The following is a 17,301-nucleotide window of genomic DNA, read 5'->3' on the forward strand; positions in this document are numbered from 1 at the left end:
GTCAATCTGGAACGATTGACCTGGCAGAAGGGGCGAGAAAAACGCGTTTAGCAGAGTGTCAGGGCTTTTTTCACTTCATCGTCCAGACTATGTTGCCAAACCCAATCTAGGCGCTGTTCCAACGCGTCCTTCAATTTCCGGGAATCGCGACCAACGGTTGGGTTCTTGTATTCGTACAACTCACCGGCTTCCCAGGACGTGCGCTGAACGCGCGAGGCACGCTCGCGTCGGACCTCATCGTAGGCCGCCAGCAGTGCTGGTACATCCGTCGCTGAAGCCGCCTCGTTCGAAAGCAACTCTGCCAGGAAGTAAGCATCTTCGAGGCCCTGGCCTGCGCCAGCACCCTGGTGTGGCAGCATCGCGTGCGCCGCGTCGCCAATGAGTGCTACTCGCCCGTGGACATAAGTGGGTAACGGCTCCACATCGTGAAGGGCCCAAAGCGTCGGGTTTTCAATGCATTGAAGTAGCGTTTTTACGGCAAGCCCTGAGCTTTCAAAACTGTTCAGCATTTGCTCTTTCGAAGCCGCTTTCACCCATGGCATGTCGGCCGGCCAGGAGGGATGTTCGACATGGCGGTCGGACACAAAGGCAACGATGTTGATCAGACGCCCCTTTTTAACGGGAAACGTCAGGACGTGGGCGTCTTCGCTCAGGTACATCTGAGGCACGTTGAGTAAGTGCTCATCCAGTGCTGCCGCACGATAAGCATCACGGAGTACCGCCGTTTCCACCAATCCCCTGAACGCTGACGTGCCGGTGAAACGCGGCTTTACGGCTGAATGGCCAGCAGCAGCAAGCAGGGGATTACGCAGGGCTGATTTGATTCCGTCTGCGGCAATGACAACGTCGGCTGGGTAGGAGCTGCCGTCGGAAAACTTCAGTGATACTTCGTTATTGTTTTCTTCATAGCCGACGACTTGCCTGCCCAACGACGCAATGCCTTGCGGTAGGCGCTTGGCCAACAGATCGATGAAGTCGGCGCGATGGACAGATGATTGCCCTACGCCCGGCGCAACGCTGGTACCTATCAGTGAGGCATCGTGCGCATGACGCCACTCGAACCAGACGTCCTGCCAGGGGGCAGAAGTGCTGTCGGCAATTTCATGGTAGTCCTCACCGATACCGAGCTGCTTGATAGCCTGTACAGCATTGGCGCCAAAAGAAACGCCGGCGCCGATTTCACCGAAAGCGGGGGCGACTTCAAACAGCTTGACGTGTGTCATTCCCTTTTTTATCAGGCCTAGTGCCAGGGCAGTCCCGGCAATTCCTCCACCCACGATGGCTACACGTAGCGCATGCTTGCGGTCCATTGAGTCACCTTTCTATTGTGATTATTGGTGGGACATTTTTCGCAACTTTGATGCGCAGCGTCCAAGACTTTGTCCCTATGCAACATAGCCTCGCGGCTATACTAGGGAACCTCCCTGGTAGAAAGGCCGTCATGGATATCCGTCAAATCAAGCGTTTTATCGCGGTGGCAAGAACACGGAATTTCACCAAGGCAGCGCAGTCGCTGCACGTCGCGCAGCCGTCACTTAGCAAGCAGATCCATCTGCTCGAGGAAGAGTTGGGTTTTCAACTATTCCTTCGTGAGACACGCCCCATTCAGCTGACCCCGGCCGGTCAGCGATTCTATGAAGATGCCATAGCACTCATTGGCAAATTCGAACAGATGACGGCAAATGCTCGTCAGACGGCCTTGGGCACACGTCAGACGATCACGATCGGTTTCGTTGCCTCGGCCTTGTATGGTGCCCTCCCGACGATTATTCGCCGTTTGCGAAGAGTTCGGCCGGACCTGGACGTGAAATGGGAGGAAATGACATCTGGTGAACAGATGGTTGCGCTACGGGAAAGGAAGATCGATGTAGGGTTTGGACGCATCCACACGGAGGCAGCCGAGGTCGATCGAATAGTGCTCAGAGAGGAGCGCCTTATGGCTGCCATAGCACCGGCCTTTGAGCTTGCTTCCATATCTACCCCTGTTTCACTAGCTGAACTGGGTGGCTGGCCGATCATTGTTTATCCCTCCCGATTCCATCCAAGCTTCGCTGATCAGGTGTTGAACATGATCAGAGCGAAGGGTGGCGAACCCTCGGAGGTACACGCAGTAGGCGATCTTCAGACAGCGTTAGGATTGGCGTCCGCGGAGTCGGGTTATTGCATCATTCCCGCCTCGGCTCGCCACCTCAGACGTGAGCTGGTTTATCGACTTGTAAGCGACAAAGAAGCGGTCTCACCGTTGATCATGAGTTACCGCCTTGATGATAACGATAGCGTCGTAGAACTCATCAAAGAGTTAACACGTACGTTGTACGCCGAAAAACCGGAGTGGTTAGAGCCGGAATATAATCGCATTTTGAATTTCTAACCCTGCCTGTCATTTCCCTTTTAGACCCTTTCACCGTGATTGGAGCGTGAGCGCAACAGTCCTTGGTGATTTTCGTGCCTAGTCAATAGGTAGTGGTCTACCTACAGTTCGGCAACTCATTAACCACCACGACTGATCGGGTGTGTTACTGCAAGATCTGTTCTTATAAAAACAAGCAAGAATAACGGAGTGCTTATGAGTCATCGTCTGCAGGGTAAAGTTTGCATTATTACAGGCACTGGCGGGTCAATGGGGCGCGCGGCTGCGTTAATGTTCGCGCTACAAGGCGCCAAAGTAGTGGGGTGTGACATCTATCATGAGGCGGCTCAGGAGACAGTTGATGCCGTGAAGTCCATGGGTGGGGAGATGGTCTCATTAAACAATTGTGACTTGACGGACCCCGCCAACTGCACCCGGCTAGTTGAATTGGCGGTGTCGGAGTTTGGGCGCGTCGATGTGTTATTCAATAATGCGGCGATGGCCTATTTTGGTTGGATTGATCAGATATCAAACGAGGACTGGCATCGAACAATCGATCAGGAACTGAATCTGGTTTTCCATCTCGTGCGTGCCGCCTGGCCGGAGTTAATCAAGTCCCCGGGTGCTTCCATCATTAACACAGCGTCGGTTTCGGCATGGTCGACCTACCGCATGCTCCCCGGAATCGCGCACAGCGCGGCCAAAGGAGCCGTGCTTTCCATGACTCGCCAACTGGCGCTGGAAGGCCGGGTCCATGGCTTGCGCGCCAACAGCATTTCCCCTGGGTTGATTGAGTCCAAGCAAACAATCCCGTTGCTGCAGGATCCTGAGTGGGCTGAAACGATGGTGGGCAAAGTGATGCTGGGGCGTTTGGGTAAGCCCGAAGAAGTTGCGGCCACTGCTTTATTCCTGGCCTCTGATGAAAGCTCTTTCATTACGGGTACTGATATTCGGGTCGATGGTGGTACCACTGCCTGGTAACTCTACCTGACATTAAGCTTGATTATTCAACTGGTCTGCCTGAAACAAGGAGGGGCTCTATTGCCTTGCAAATAATAAACACCCCTTAGAGGCAGGCCCTGTTGTTCTGTTTGTTCTGTTTGTTCGCATGAATCTTCGTAATCAAAATAATAATCCATACGAGATCATTCTTATGTTGCGCGTAAAAACTTTGCGGCTCAGCAAACGTTCTTCCTTGCTCTGCACGGCGGCCATGCTGCTGACGTGTGCCCAAACTCACGCTACCGAAAACAACGGAACTGCTTACCCACTTGGTCTTGACACCGTATTGGCTGGGCGAATGCCACCGCCAGGGCTAACCACCTTTTTTTACAGTTCCGCTTACGAGTCTACTGAACTAAAGGGGGCCTATGGGCGCAGCATGGCCGGGATTGAGGACTTCAACCTCAGTTACCAGTCACTCGCGGTATGCCTGGACTACGTTTATTCCGACTACACCTTATGGGGCGCAACACTGGCCAGTCGTGCAGCCTTGCCCTACATAAAGGGGCAGGTGAGTTTTTATACAGAAACGCCCCAAGGGCGTGTCCGCAACAGTGGCAAGGATGAAGGCTTCGCCGATCTGGCGTTTACTCCACTGTTTCTGGGTTGGAGTTCTCCACGTTTCCATCAGATGCTGGGTGTGGATTTTTATGCACCCACCGCTTCGTATGACAAGGATCGGCTGTTCAATGTGGGAACTAACGTGTGGTCCTACTCGCCGTGGTACTCCTTCACGGCGAACCCGATAGACGAGGTGGAGATAAGCGCCAAGATTCTCTACATGATAAACGACAAGAATCGTGCGACTGATTACCGGTCGGGGCGCGAGATTAATGCTGACTATCATCTTGGCTACAGCTTGAACAAAAATTGGCAGGTTGGGGTCAGTGGGTATTTGTACAAGCAGGTGAACGATGATGAGCGTCACGGTGAGTCGGTGTGGGAGGACGGCAATCGAGGTCAAGTCGTTGCTTATGGCCCTGTTGTGAAATATCAAACCCCTGAATTTGGGGTACTGATGAAGTGGCAGCATGAAACGCTTGTCGAAAACAGGGCGCGCGGCGAACGGCTCTGGCTCCAGGCGGTCATGCGATTTTAAGCCTGGCCTATAGCTTCATGTACTGAGCAGGGACGCCAGTCATGGCTCTCGCATTCCATTGCGTCGTGATTGGTGCATCAGCACAACAGTCCTTGGTGATTTTCCTGTCTAGTCAGTCCCTGGTGCCTCATTTATGGTCTGGTGATTAGATCAATCAGGCGGGCTTTGGGATGCTGCAAAAGGAACACTTCAAAACACTGAGCGGCTTCGGCTCCGTGCATGGCGTACCCAAGCTGCCAACCGGTTTTACTGACGTCTTCGAAAGCTACGAGATCTCTGCCAACGGCGTGAAACTGCACGCCGTCATTGGCGGGCAGGGCAAGCCATTGCTACTGCTTGGAGGTTGGCCGCAAAACTGGTTTGCGTGGCGCTACCTGATGCTGCCGCTGGCTCGCACGTTCACCGTGATCGCTGTCGATCCGCGGGGTGTCGGGCTCTCGGAAAAAGCCCAGGAAGGTTATGACTCAGGGACCCTGGCCCAAGACATGTTTGCGCTGATGGGCGCCTTGGGGCATGAGTCCTTCGCCATGGCCGGCCATGACATCGGCATGTGGACCGGTTATGCCATGGCACACGATCAACCCGCCCGAATCGAGCGCATTGCGCTGGGCGAGGCGCTTATTCCAGGCTTATCGGACTCTCCGCCATTGCTGCCTGAGCACCGCTGGCTCAGTGATTTTCTCTGGCATTTCAACTTCAATCGAGCGCTGGGCATCAACGAGCAATTGGTCAGTGGTCGCGAAGAACTCTACTTCGGTCACCAGTTCGCGACGAAAGCAGGGGCGCCAGAGGCGGTACCTCGTTACGCGGTCGACTTCTACATCGAACAACTCAAACGCGATCCACAAGCCCTGCGGGCCAGCTTCGACTATTACCGCGCAATCGATCAGTCGATTCCACAGAACCAAGCGCGCAAAGCAACGCGTCTGACCTTACCGGTACTGGCGTTTTCGGGTGCGCTTGCCTGTGGCGACAGTGTCGAGGCCGAGTTGCGCACGGTCGCTTCCAATGTTGAAACCGTGGTCATTCCGGATTGCGGTCACTATCCGGCGGAAGAACGCCCGGAGGCATTGCTGGCCGCGTTTGAGGCGTTTTTCGCGCCCTATGCACGATGAGAACGATACCCCTAGTGCCAGAGGCTGCCGTCATGTCTGTCGTTATCGCCCCGCTTAGTCGCGCCAACCTCGGCGGCCATTTCCACGGTTTTGGTCTGCGCACCGAGGCAGAATTGATCTCCCCCTTCATCGGGGTCGACCACTACTGGATGGACGCGCCGACCTTTGGGCCACACCAGCATGTCGGCATTTCGGCGGTGTCCTACCTGCTTCCCGATTCCGAGACGGGCATGGCCAATCGTGACTCGATCGGTACCCAGAACGTGATTCAACCGGGCGGCCTGCATTGGACTACCGCCGGCCGTGGCGTGGTGCACGAGGAGGTTCCGGTCGAAACCGGCAAAAAGGTTCACGGACTGCAGATCTTCGTCGCTCTCGCTCCGTCGAACAGGGACATCGCTCCGTTCCCGCTGATACTCGAAGCGCAGGATGTGCCAGTCATGCAGGAGCCAGGTGCCAAGGTGCGGGTGCCGTTGGGGAGCTATCGTGAGATGCGCTCCCCGCTGAGTCCACCGACCGAGGTAACGATGCTCGACATCTCTCTGGAGGAGGGTGCCGAGCTGAGTGTGTCTATTGCCGCAGGCCACTGCATGTTTGCCATGCCAATCGACGGCACGGTGGAGGTGGAGGCCCAGCGCTTCAATCGCGAAGACCTCAAGCTTCCGGTGTTCCCGGCGCAAGATACTCCACGCGAGGTCAAGTTGAGAGCCCCGCAGGGCAGTGCCAACGTCGTGCTGTTCAGCGGGCCTCCGCTACCCTTTGTTTGAACCCAACGAAACGAGGATTTGTACTATGGCTGCCGTACGATTCACTGCAGAGAACGCCGCGTTGTTACTGATCGACCATCAGGTCGGTACGATGCAACTGATCAAAAACATCGACCGTGAGTTTGCCGCCAAGCAGTCGATTGCGCTGGCCAAGATGGCGAAGATCCTCAACATGCCGGTCGTGATTACGTCCAGCCAGGAAGATCAAGCCCAGGGCCCGATTCTTCCGGAAATCGCCGCGATACTCCCAGAAGCGCACGCGGCACGGATCAAGCGTCCCGGTGTGGTCAACGCCTGGGAATACGCTGACTTCCACGATGCAGTGCTCGCCACTGGGCGTAAGCATCTGATCATGGCCGGTGTGACCACTGACGTTTGTCTTATCTTTCCAGCAATCGATGCTGCGCTCGAAGGCTTCGCCGTGCAGGCCGTGCTGGATGCTTCGGGTTCGCCTAGCGACCTTTCCGAAGAATTCGCTCGTCAACGAATGCACGATGCCGGCGTCGTACTCACCGCCACCAATACGCTCATGGCAGAAATCGGGCAGGATTGGTCCACACCAAACGGACAGCAATTGATTGGCTTGTTATTCACCGACGTATTCCCGGCCTTGGGTGCTGGCATCCAGTAAAACTGCGATCCTGTTGCGCTGCTCGAGGTGCATGGCTCGTCGAGCAACGCGACAGTTCCCAGATCAGTTCACTTGCGCATAGCGAACATATTCGGCGCTGATCCGGTTTGAATGGCTGACCAACCCGCGGACGAAGGGTAATCGTGCTGCTTCATAACGGGCCAGCACAGCGGCAATGGGTTCGTCTGCGCTTCGGTCTGCGAGCATCCGAGCCAGCACCGCCGCATCTTCCACGCTGGTCAAAAAGCCGCGCCCGGTCATCGGTGAAACGACGTGGGCAGCGTCCCCGATGATGGCCAGTGCGCCACGTGCCAACCGCTGCGGTTTGTACTCTGCAATCGGAGCGCCGCTCAACACATTCGCTGAGCGCACGCCGACTGTCACTGCCTCCGCCCACATCTCAGGCCAGACCTGAGGGACCTGGGCGACCAAGCCAGACCTCACGTCTTCATCGATCGTCTCGCGTCCGAGTGTGCCCACGATGTGGCCATCGGCGGTCAGGCAGCCGGTGCTACGGAGCAATGCCTCTTGATGCACATCGAACCACGCGAATGTGACTTGACGCTGACCTGGCTCCATCGAGCCGTCGCGACCAGGAAGTACTGCAGCAACCAGACGATATCCGCCCACGAACTCAATCCATAGGCCGCCGTCCGATGGCCAGGGGACGGGACGCGTCAGCGCTCGCTCCTCGACAAGTCCACGCCACACCAGATAACCGGCGTAGCGGGCAAGCGGTGCGTCGGGCGTGATTGCCTGGCGAACGATGCTGCGATATCCGTCCGCCCCGATCACCGCGGCGGTAACCCTCTGCGTTCCGTCGGCAAAGGAGAGTTGTGCCCGATCGCCAAGGGCTGTGACCGAGGTGACGGCGTTGCCTTCTTCGAGGACGATGCCGGGTGTTGCGACAGCCCGGTCCCGTAGCCAGTTGTAAAGCGCCGGCCAGGTCGTCAATTCGCGATAGGCGGGTACCACGGGCAAAACGGGCGCAGCACGCGGATCATGACCAACCGTCGCCGCGACCACGTCAAGATCGACACTCAGGCTGTCGCCACCGTGTACACGCCCGACGGAGCGCTCAACGACACGAACGGGCACGCCCCTGGTCGCGCAAGCGAGCGCCAGCGTGAGGCCGGCAAGGGATCCGCCGACAATCATAATTTCCGGGTGTGTGGTGTTCATCGCGTGTAAGCACTCATAGCGTCAACCTTCGTGAAAATATGCCGGTTCATCTAAAGGTCTTCTGCGAGACTGAAATGATCAGCGCGATCACCGCCACGCCGATCACGACCCAAAAGTATTCCATGCTGGCGACCAGGGTCGATTGCTGCTGCAGCATTTGTGCGTGCATCGCCACCGAGATTTGGTTCGCTGTCGTGGCGCCCACTTCGAATGACAGTGCTTGCGCCAGCTGTTGAGTCTGCTCCAGATAGAGAGGGTCGCTGGCGCTGAAATGCACGTTGAGGTTGTTGTATTGCAGGGTCGTGCGCCATTGCAGAAACAGTGTGGCGGCCGTGGTGCCAATCGCCATGGCGATCTGTCCCATCATGTTTTTGATCTGATAGGCATGCGCGAACAACTTCTCTTCTTGCATCACGTCCCGAAAGGTCTGCATCGCGGCCGTCGACATAACCAACATCACAAAGCATCCATTGAGAATCAATGCCGGCAGAATGTTCGACCACATATTGGCACTGGGTGTCAGCGAGGACAGCAGCCAACCAAAGCCACCCAGCGCGATGAATCCCAGAATGAAGAACTTCTTCGGGGCAGGGTGCTTTGGAAGGAGAGTGGCCATGATGACCCAGGTGGCCAGGGTGCCGGTCAGTCCGATGGCCTGGAATGTACCGATGGTGTCCCAAGAGTAGCCCAGTCCCGTTTGCAGGAAGTACGGCAAGATGTAGTTGTTGGCGCCCAGTACAACGTAGGCGTAGCAAAACAGCGCCACACCCTGGAGGTAACGAGGCTGCATCAAGTCCCGGACCTTCAGGAAGGGCTTGGCCTTGTTGTGTTCGGCGTGGAAGAAGGTGTACATCCCCAGTGCTGCCAAGAGTGCGCAACCGACGATGATGAAAGTGTCGTTGTAAAAGTCGTAGTAGGACCGCTGCAAAATGTAGAGCAGAAAGAAACTGCTGACCGACAACAAGAGAATGCTTGCCAGGCTTGAGGGGGTTCGGTCCTCCTCGGGGATAGGGCTCGTAGGCAGAAAACGCACGCAAAGTGCTGCTGCAACCAAGGCACCGACGATCAATATCCAGAAGATGGCGTGCCAGGTATTTTCGGCAACCATCCACGACGAGATAAAAGGCGCCGCAGCCGTCCCGCCAGCGAGCCCGGTGGCAAATACTTTGATTCCGGTGAACCGGCCCGGGCCGGGGGGAATCAGATTTATCATGAGGCGTGCCGACGTCATGAACGAGGCCCCACCCAGGGCCATGACGACTCGGCCTACGGTGAAGCTGGTCAAATCACTGCTCACGCCACACACGAAAGCGCCCAGCACGAAAACGCTGATTGAGCCGAGCATGAAATTGCGCCAGCCGAGGCGCTCCGTCAGCCAATGCTGTTTCGAAATCACCACCACTGCGATACAGGCATACAGGGCGGCCACCAGGCTGAATTCTTCTGGGCTGGCCTCGATTTCGCCGCGAATCGGTGCATTGGCAAAAGCGATCATGCCCGCCTGCAAATATTCCAGCGCACAGAGCAGGCCCACAGTGAACAACAAGGCAGCGTGTTTTCTGTACATGATCCCCCCGTCAAAATTTCAGGTTTTTGGGGTCATGGTCACTGCCCTCATTGGCACTGATCACGCGTTCCACCACTTCATTGGCATCCTGAAGTTCGTTCTTGAAAATCTCGGTGCTGTAAACCGGTTGCTGTGCACCGGTCTTGTTCAGGACAGGGCCATTGCGATCGGAGGTGTCGACTGAAACCCGCATGGACAAACCCAGTCGCAAGGGGTTCTGTGCTATTTCCTGCGGCCGCAAGGCGATCCTTACCGGCACCCGTTGCGTCACCTTGATCCAGTTGCCCGTAGCGTTCTGGGCCGGCATCAAGGAGAAAGCACTGCCGGTACCGGCATCCAGGCCGATGATGGTCCCGTGGAAGATGACGCTGCGGCTGTAGGCATCCGCGCGCAGCTCAACGGGTTGGCCAATACGCAGGTCTTCAATCTGCGATTCCTTGAAATTGGCATTGACCCAGACTTGATCACCCGGCACCACCGACATCAGCGCGATACCCGGACTGATTTTTTGTCCGACCTGCACGTTGCGTTTGGTGATCACGCCGGCAACCGGTGAATAGATCTGGGTGCGATGCAAGGCGATGTAGGCATCACGCAGGTTGCTTGCCGCCACCAGCACATCCGGGTGAGTGCGAAGTGTGGTGTCGTCGACCATCGCACGCCGAATGGAGAGGGCGTGTTGGGTGCCATCAAGCCCTGCGATTGCGTTTTTCAGTACGTCGGCGGTGTGACTGATCTCTTCACGAGAAACTGCACCACTGGCGCCGAGTTGGTTGCGCCGACGCAGATCATCCCGAGCCTTGCGCACGTCGTTTCGACGCTGCTCGACTTCGGCCAGGAGTTGCTGGACCTGGTAGTACTCAGTGCGTGCCAGGCGTACTGCGCGAGCGAGGTTTGACTGGGCGCGCTCGTACTGGATTTCGGCATCCACGGCGTTCAATGTGACCAATGGCGCGTTGGTATCGACATGATCGGTGTTGTCGCCGCTGATTGCCGTTACGGTACCGCTGACTTGGGAGGTCACCTGAACCACATTACCGTCAACATAGGCATCGTCGGTGGATTCGCTATCCAGTTTCAGCAGGTAGGCAATGCACAAGGCAACGACCATAAGGACGATGGCCACTATCAGCAGCAATGTGGGGCGGTACGATGTTCGCTGTTGAGTGGTAGCGGCTGGGGAGGGCGTAGTTGTCGTCATAGCGTCATTTACCTGCCAGGGGAGGCGCGTTTTTCGGTCAACATTGAGTCAACGAGGTTGCAGCTTTCCGAACGCACCGCGCTGGTAGCCATCAATGGCTTCGGTCAGCGCAAGCTGAGAGGCGAGCGCCAGCGGACCTTGCCAAAACACCGGTTGGTTGAGCGGGACACCTGAAAACAGCACGGCTTTGGCATTACCATTGGGTGCGCTCAACCTGACTGCGCGATCGTCATGCAACGGGAGATTCACCGGCAGCGTGAGCTCGATGAGGTTGAAGGGGAGGCCGTCGACCCTCACTTCGCCGTCAATCGGCATCACGAACGCCACATGACCTTCGGGGATCGGGACGCTGACTTCAGCGCCGTCCTCGAGCGAGATGTCCAGCACGGTCACTTCGGTGGGCACGGACAAGGGCGACGACACCTCGGCGAAACTGCCCAGTGGCACGCGCACCTTGACCCCTGGCAACCGCACCACAGGCACATCCTGCGCTTCGAGACTGAGCGCAAACGGAGCATCTGCTTGGCGCTCCTGCGGCAGGTTGATGAAAATCTGCAGCATGTGCACCGTCTTGCCCGGCTCGGCCGGCACCTCCTCGTGCACCACTCCTTTACCCGCCGCCGTCCAGTGCAGCCCACCGGGCTTAATCAGGTTGCGATTACCCAGCGCGTCACGGTTATCAATTCCGGTCTCGGAATCAAGAAACAGATAGGACACAGCCGAGAAACCGGCATGTGGGTGCGGTGGAAACGTTGGCCCGCTGATCCAGGCATGATCGACCGCGAGGAACGGGTCGATAGGCTTGGCGAACTGATTTCCTCGTAGGCTGAAAGCGCGGAACTGACTGCCGTGATTCATGCGCTGCAAACGTGCGACGGTTGTCATGGCAATCTCCTCAGGCGCTCTGTGCCGGGCTCATGGCCGGGTAATCGATATACCCTTGCGCGCCCGGTGCGTAGAACGTGTTCTTGTCTGGAGCATTAAGCTCGGCGCCTGTACGAAAGCGTTCAGGCAGGTCGGGGTTGGCGAGGAAGGCGCTGCCAAACACGGCGGCATCGGCCCGACCCTCAGCGATCAGGGATTCGGCGGAGCGTTGATCGAGTCCGCCACCGATCAGGTAGCTGCCGTCGAACAGTGGACGCAGCAACGCGTGGTAGTCGACGCTGGCGCCGAACAGGGCCACGTGCAGGTAGGCGAGATTCAGCCCGTGCAGTTGTTCGACCAGCCAGGTGTAGGTTTCTTGCGGGTTGGCATCGACGATATCGTTGAAGTTCATCTCAGGCGAGAGCTTGAGGCCCACCCGGTCACCACCGATTTCCGTCGAAATGGCGGCCAGCACATCCAGTACAAAACGAACACGGTTTTCAACCGAGCCACCGTACTCATCCGTGCGCTGGTTGCTGCCCGTGGAGAGAAACTGTTCCGGCAGATACCCCGAAGCGGCATGCAACTCTACACCGTCGAAGCCGGCCTCAATAGCCAGGCGCGCCGCTTGGCGGTAGCCCTCGATGACCGCGGCAATTTCAACCACGCTCAGTGCATGGGGGGTAACGAAATCCTGAAGACCCTTCGCGGTCCAGGTCTGGCCAGCGGGTTTGATCGCGGAAGGTGCCTGTGGCAGGGCCCCATTGGGCAGCAACGAAGGGTGCGAAATGCGACCGCTGTGCATCAACTGCATGAAAATCCTTCCGCCACGAGCATGTACGGCCTCAGTGACGTGCTTCCACGCTGCGACCTGCTCGGCGGTTTCGATGCCAGGGGTACGGACGTAACCCTTGCCCATCGCAACGGGGAACACGCCTTCACTGATGATCAGGCCGGCGCTGGCACGTTGTGCGTAATAGGTCGCCACCAGTTCGCTTGGCACGCCGTCGTCGTCGGAGCGCGAACGCGTCATCGGGGCCATGACCATGCGGTTGGACAGGGTGTAGCGACTGATTTTGACTTGAGAAAAAAGCGAATTCATTGCGGTACTCCTCAGTAAACGATGGAGCCATCATTGATCAATCCGGATCCGGGATAAACCGGGTAAAATTGAAATGACTGATCCACTGATGGAGCAATGTCTTTAACGGATTCCGCGATTACGTTCAGACAAATTGAGTTCAACCTTCAGGATTGGAAGATGAAGTAAGACAATAGGAGGAGGGCGGGCTGGGATAGGTAGCCTTGCTGAATACTTGGATTCAATGAGGTACCGACCGTACTGAAGATTGCGAAACTGGCGATGCCACTTGGTCGACAAGACCAAATGACTGAGTCGATAGTTAGACTTCTAAACCACTTTATGCAGAGCATTCATTTGGGGATTGCAGGCACACCCGACCAAATGCCCGCGTAGCCCTCTATGTCCGCTTGCGGCCGAGGCTGTGTAAAAACGTTTCTCAGCGCGGCAGGAACTCAAAACCGGGCTGGAAATCGCGCTTCTACGCAAAATCCACATCTGCTGACGTGCCGATAAATTTCAGATTTAACGTAGACGCGCACACCTCAATTTTGGCGAAGCGTTTTTACACACTTCTGGACCCTAAACGGACGGTCGCCTTAGCATGCGTTCAGATTGAACAAACCGGCCGCTCACCCAAACGCTCTACCAACCTTACGAGATAGCCATCGGGATCCTGGACGATGAATTCGCGCTGGCCGACTTCTACATTGTTAGCCCGATACCAGGTGTCTTTGCATTCTCGAAAGAGTGGAAATCCAGCCTGACCAAGTTTTTGGATGATGGGGGCGACAGCCAAAACGTCAATCTGGAGGTTGATTCCTCTTCCAAACGGTTTATTCAGGGAGGCACATTGCGGCAATTTTTTGGGCGAGTAGGTCAGAAGATAGAGCTGTGTTTGCACTGACAACTAGCCCGCCAGGCTTGCGTCGTAGATGCATCGCGCCTTGTCTTTAGGCTCCCATCGCTGGTTTAGGCTGAGCAGTGAGTAGCGTTTGCCACCGTCCATGTCGACGCGAAAAAGAATGCCAGCCGATTTATCTAAGCTCACTTGCAAGCGCACGACGCGCTCCATACGCCAATGCGGTGAATGATTCATTGAGGGCGGTGTTACCAGCATCAGCGAGCGAACCGAGCTATCAGCAGTTAGTTGCCCTAACACTGAGTCCAGTTGAGCTACATCAGCCACCAGTAGCGTGTGTCCAAAAGCGAAGCCGCCTTCCTGCAGCTCGAGGCACAAATGAAACCAGGGAGTTTCCAAATCACGCTCAACCACCCCCCAGCATTGGATCGTGTCGTCATACGGCCCCAGAGGAAAGCGCTGCGCAGCCGGTTGGGTGATGAACATTCGAACGCCCTCGCAAAAACGAACCCTATAGATTGTAGCCCTAAAGTGCACAAAAAAGGCTTTATCGTTCTTTTTGTGAGTTGCACAAATGGAACTGAAACAAGCTTTTGGCCGGGCACTCAAGGCTCGACGCTTGGAGCGTCAATTGACCCAAGAGGATTTTTCGGATGTGAGTAGCCGAACCTACCTGAGCACCTTGGAGCGCGGTATCAAATGTCCCACACTGGATAAGGTGATTGAGTTAGCCTCGGTGCTCGACGTTCATCCATTGACGTTGATCGCCGAGAGTTTTTTGGTGCTGGACCCAAGCCAAAGCATAGAGTCGCTGATGATCCGGGTTCAGAGAGAAGCCCACGGCGACTCTGCCACTGGTAGTGAAACCAATCATAGTAGTGCATTACCATCGGTCGGCTAATTCGCCTATGAGCCATAACGGGCAGTGCAACGGTTAGCGAGGACGAGAGGGCGGGGCATGGAAACATGCTGATAATCCCACCGACGTATCAGGGGCAATAGCGTTCTTTGTTAATCTGTTTTTTGCTCTGTTAACCACTGCGGATAACAGAGTAAAAATCCGGGTTACAACTGCCATGCAGTTTTGGTGCTTTGGCCCAGTCAATAAACACGCACTTCACAGGCGAGGGTTTCTCAAGCTGTTCGTTTTCACGGTTTCTCCTTTGATTTTTATCGTCGTTTCCGTGGTTTCAGTGAGGTTGATTGTCTCCCGTCGACGGCGCGGCGATCACCGAGAGCATGTTTCCACTGAGCCGAAGCGTTGTCCGTAACTCTGCGATGATTTTATCGCGCTGTGCCACCTCCTCATCGCGCAGTTGTAATGTCAATGCCAATACCTGAATGTGTTGGGCGCATCGTACGGCTACTTCCTTGTATGTTTTGGCCTTGGCGTTTTCCGCTCGTCGCAGATCCTCGAGCTCATGTTTGAGACGTTTGACCTGGTCCATGAGATTCGATGGTTCGCTTTCAGAGAGATGGCTTTGGGCGCTAGCGATATCAGCCAAGATGTCCGGGAAACGATACAACGTAGCTCTGCCAACACTCGCCTCCCTTGCCACGTTACTGGGCGTCAGCTTGGCGTCGGCTCGAACCGGGCGGCCGCGGATGATTCGATCCATCGCATCGATCAGCTTTTGCCTCGTCTGGTCTGTCCTCTTCATGCTTAACCCTCCTGAGTATCATCCTGGCTGGACGCCGACGTTTCGTTCAGCAAGGGAGTGATAATCGATTCGATTCTGGTACGCTCTCGCTTTAGTGCCTGCTTCTGAGCCTCGTTCAAACCTTTCGTTCGCAGCATGCTTCCAAGATCACTTGCCAGGATTTGCCATGCAGGTAAATGCCGGCGAGAGATACAGGCATTGGCGCATCGGTCAGGGCTACAGGAGCTTGTAACAGGCGCAGGTGGTTTATCCGCTGGTGCAAACGACTTGCAAGCGGCACGATCAGGATCGTAGAAGCAGTAGCTGTAAGGGCCAACATGGAAATTCTTTTTATTGTGCTTCAAATAAAAAAGAACATCATCAAACCGACGGTCACCAGCAGTGCCGAGCAGTTCCAGTATTTCCTTGGATTTGATCCCTGTCACAGCGCCCTCTGACACGTCAAAGGCCAAGTCAGTCATGACTGCATCAATCAGTGCCGCCTCCTCTTTGGCTACTAGCTTGTTCCAACTGGGATCACTTGCGGCGTAACCTTGAGTGGTGGCGATACGTGCGTGACCAAAGAGGTTTTTTCCCGCAATAATCCCGAACGGTTGCCAGACGATCCATCGGGCCAAGGATCGCCGAAACTGCGAGCTTTTTAATTGCCATTGGTTGCCATCCTCGCGAATCACAGGGGAACCATCACTATTTTTCGCCAAGGCCAAAAGGCGCCGCAAATTAATATTCACCGTGTTGTTGGCGCCGAAACGCGAAAATAATCGGATTTGATCAAATGCAGGATCTGCAGTGGCGAATTCTTCCAAGGCTACCAATGCATTATAAACCTCCTCTATGACCACCCACGTTCGTTTCTCGCCACCTAGTTCATCGGAAATATCTTCGCTGGCATTTTTAAATGTACGCCCAGTAATTTTGTATGTTTTAGGCTGTCCTGCGCTGTCGTATTCGATTGTCGCCGCCTTTGGCCCGAGCGACCTAACTTCACTGTCTCTCATAGCCGACAACCCGGCGATTATAACAGTAAAGGCTGCGTAAACTATTCCAACATCCACCTCAAGCACTTTCCATTTGCGATAATAATAGGTCGGCCCGTATCTATCAGAGCCAACGAACAGGTGATGTCGTTTTAATTGTTTTCTAAGCTCGTAAAATGTCTTTGCGCGGTCTTCCTTCTCATTTTTGGAGATGGCGCTGTTCAATAATCGAGGAGTAGGAGCCTGGCGCAACACCTGGATAAGGGGGTCAATGACGTCGGATTGAATGAGTTTCATCGAAAGTTGGTATAAGGGCTGCATCATTTCTTCAGGAATAATCTCGGTCCGGTTCTCTCCAGCATTCTGATAGTTTAAAACGCGTGTTACCGTGCGACCATTCCAAGGGCTGAAAGTTATACCATGATCAACGTGGTTTTTGTGGAGCCACAGAAGTGGAATAGGAATAAGAGCACGCACAACATAAGCCTTGGACCGGCTTCCTTTTCCTCTTCGCCTCTCTGAATTTTTTAGCCACTCAATGAAGCGGTCAATGTCGCGTTGAGTTGCTTCGGAGAAACTGGACTTACCCTCAATTACGAGCCAACGTGCAAACGAGCTGAGGCATAAAATATCGTCGATAACCGTTTGGATTTTTACGCTTCGACATCCGAAGGTAGCGCCACTTTTAAATATGCGCGAAAATGCGAACTCTTTCAATGTCACGTAGAATTTATGGTTGCAGATATCGGTCAGTACCGTTTCGTTATGAAACGATATTTTTTCCCAATATATCTTTTTTTTAGCGTTGGGTGCGCGCACTTCTTGTTTAAAATCCCATGAGACATCGATAAAGCAGGAGGCTTCCGAGATTTTTTCGTTATCTTGTACATGCCGAGATAAGCTTCTTTTTTCGGGAAGCGACGCATGAAGAGTGGCGATCAT

The 17,301-nt window shown here is 55.2% G+C and carries 15 protein-coding genes and 3 pseudogenes; 8 read left to right on the forward strand and 10 right to left on the reverse strand.

Annotation, left to right across the window (positions count from 1 at the left end):
* Nucleotides 1–47 precede the first annotated feature (47 nt).
* Nucleotides 48–1,310: a salicylate 1-monooxygenase gene (salA, locus tag IB252_RS10620; protein WP_192408463.1), complete on the reverse strand. Its 1,263-nt coding sequence runs from the start codon at nucleotides 1,308–1,310 to the stop codon at nucleotides 48–50.
* 131 nt (nucleotides 1,311–1,441) lie between these two features.
* Here salA and IB252_RS10625 point away from each other — a divergent pair, with 131 nt between their 5' ends.
* From IB252_RS10625 to IB252_RS10650, 7 genes and pseudogenes are all read left to right on the forward strand, one after another.
* Nucleotides 1,442–2,371 (forward strand): LysR family transcriptional regulator, encoded by a 930-nt coding sequence (locus tag IB252_RS10625; protein ID WP_192408464.1) that lies wholly within the window; start codon nucleotides 1,442–1,444, stop codon nucleotides 2,369–2,371.
* Nucleotides 2,372–2,566: 195 nt separating this feature from the next.
* Nucleotides 2,567–3,331 carry an SDR family NAD(P)-dependent oxidoreductase gene (locus IB252_RS10630; RefSeq protein WP_192408465.1) on the forward strand — a complete coding sequence of 255 codons (765 nt, stop codon included), beginning with the start codon at nucleotides 2,567–2,569 and terminating at the stop codon, nucleotides 3,329–3,331.
* A 172-nt stretch (nucleotides 3,332–3,503) separates the two neighbouring features.
* Nucleotides 3,504–4,451 carry a transporter gene (locus IB252_RS10635; RefSeq protein WP_192408627.1) on the forward strand — a complete coding sequence of 316 codons (948 nt, stop codon included), beginning with the start codon at nucleotides 3,504–3,506 and terminating at the stop codon, nucleotides 4,449–4,451.
* A 170-nt stretch (nucleotides 4,452–4,621) separates the two neighbouring features.
* Nucleotides 4,622–5,566, forward strand: a complete 945-nt coding sequence (locus tag IB252_RS10640) for an alpha/beta fold hydrolase (protein WP_192408466.1) — start codon at nucleotides 4,622–4,624, stop codon at nucleotides 5,564–5,566.
* 32 nt (nucleotides 5,567–5,598) lie between these two features.
* Nucleotides 5,599–5,925: pseudogene (locus IB252_RS30565) on the forward strand (pirin family protein); the annotation flags it as partial.
* A 266-nt stretch (nucleotides 5,926–6,191) separates the two neighbouring features.
* Nucleotides 6,192–6,287, forward strand: a pseudogene (locus IB252_RS30570) (hypothetical protein); the annotation flags it as partial.
* A 71-nt stretch (nucleotides 6,288–6,358) separates the two neighbouring features.
* The gene (locus IB252_RS10650) at nucleotides 6,359–6,964 is read left to right on the forward strand and encodes an isochorismatase family protein (RefSeq protein WP_008157119.1); all 606 of its coding nucleotides are present in this window, start codon (nucleotides 6,359–6,361) and stop codon (nucleotides 6,962–6,964) included.
* Nucleotides 6,965–7,027: 63 nt separating this feature from the next.
* Here the strand turns inward: IB252_RS10650 and IB252_RS10655 are convergent, their stop codons facing one another.
* The 7 genes and pseudogenes from IB252_RS10655 to IB252_RS10685 all read right to left on the reverse strand — a co-directional run bounded on the left by IB252_RS10655 (nucleotide 7,028) and on the right by IB252_RS10685 (nucleotide 14,207).
* Nucleotides 7,028–8,146 carry an FAD-dependent monooxygenase gene (locus tag IB252_RS10655; RefSeq protein ID WP_192408468.1) on the reverse strand — a complete coding sequence of 373 codons (1,119 nt, stop codon included), beginning with the start codon at nucleotides 8,144–8,146 and terminating at the stop codon, nucleotides 7,028–7,030.
* 46 nt (nucleotides 8,147–8,192) lie between these two features.
* Nucleotides 8,193–9,713, reverse strand: a complete 1,521-nt coding sequence (locus IB252_RS10660; protein ID WP_192408469.1) for an MFS transporter — start codon at nucleotides 9,711–9,713, stop codon at nucleotides 8,193–8,195.
* 10 nt (nucleotides 9,714–9,723) lie between these two features.
* Nucleotides 9,724–10,914 (reverse strand): efflux RND transporter periplasmic adaptor subunit, encoded by a 1,191-nt coding sequence (locus tag IB252_RS10665; protein ID WP_192408470.1) that lies wholly within the window; start codon nucleotides 10,912–10,914, stop codon nucleotides 9,724–9,726.
* Nucleotides 10,915–10,962: 48 nt separating this feature from the next.
* Entirely contained in the window at nucleotides 10,963–11,799 is an 837-nt protein-coding gene (locus tag IB252_RS10670) for a pirin family protein (RefSeq protein WP_192408471.1), read from the reverse strand.
* Between the two features lie 10 nt (nucleotides 11,800–11,809).
* On the reverse strand, nucleotides 11,810–12,880 hold the full coding sequence (locus IB252_RS10675) for an alkene reductase (RefSeq protein WP_192408472.1): 1,071 nt from the start codon (nucleotides 12,878–12,880) through the stop codon (nucleotides 11,810–11,812).
* A 589-nt stretch (nucleotides 12,881–13,469) separates the two neighbouring features.
* Nucleotides 13,470–13,709: pseudogene (locus IB252_RS10680) on the reverse strand (VOC family protein); the annotation flags it as partial.
* Nucleotides 13,710–13,769: 60 nt separating this feature from the next.
* A complete protein-coding gene (locus tag IB252_RS10685) occupies nucleotides 13,770–14,207 on the reverse strand; it encodes a hypothetical protein (protein ID WP_192408473.1) in 438 nt (145 codons plus the stop codon).
* A gap of 88 nt (nucleotides 14,208–14,295) precedes the next feature.
* Between IB252_RS10685 and IB252_RS10690 the strand changes: the two genes are divergently transcribed.
* Nucleotides 14,296–14,622, forward strand: coding sequence for a helix-turn-helix domain-containing protein (locus tag IB252_RS10690; protein ID WP_192408474.1), 327 nt, complete (start codon nucleotides 14,296–14,298; stop codon nucleotides 14,620–14,622).
* A 289-nt stretch (nucleotides 14,623–14,911) separates the two neighbouring features.
* Here IB252_RS10690 and IB252_RS10695 read toward each other — a convergent pair whose 3' ends face one another.
* A complete protein-coding gene (locus IB252_RS10695) occupies nucleotides 14,912–15,382 on the reverse strand; it encodes a hypothetical protein (RefSeq protein ID WP_192408475.1) in 471 nt (156 codons plus the stop codon).
* A gap of 2 nt (nucleotides 15,383–15,384) precedes the next feature.
* Nucleotides 15,385–17,301 (reverse strand): hypothetical protein, encoded by a 1,917-nt coding sequence (locus IB252_RS10700; RefSeq protein WP_192408476.1) that lies wholly within the window; start codon nucleotides 17,299–17,301, stop codon nucleotides 15,385–15,387.

It is taken from the genome of Pseudomonas sp. PDM10 (assembly GCF_014852295.1).
Lineage (GTDB): Bacteria > Pseudomonadota > Gammaproteobacteria > Pseudomonadales > Pseudomonadaceae > Aquipseudomonas.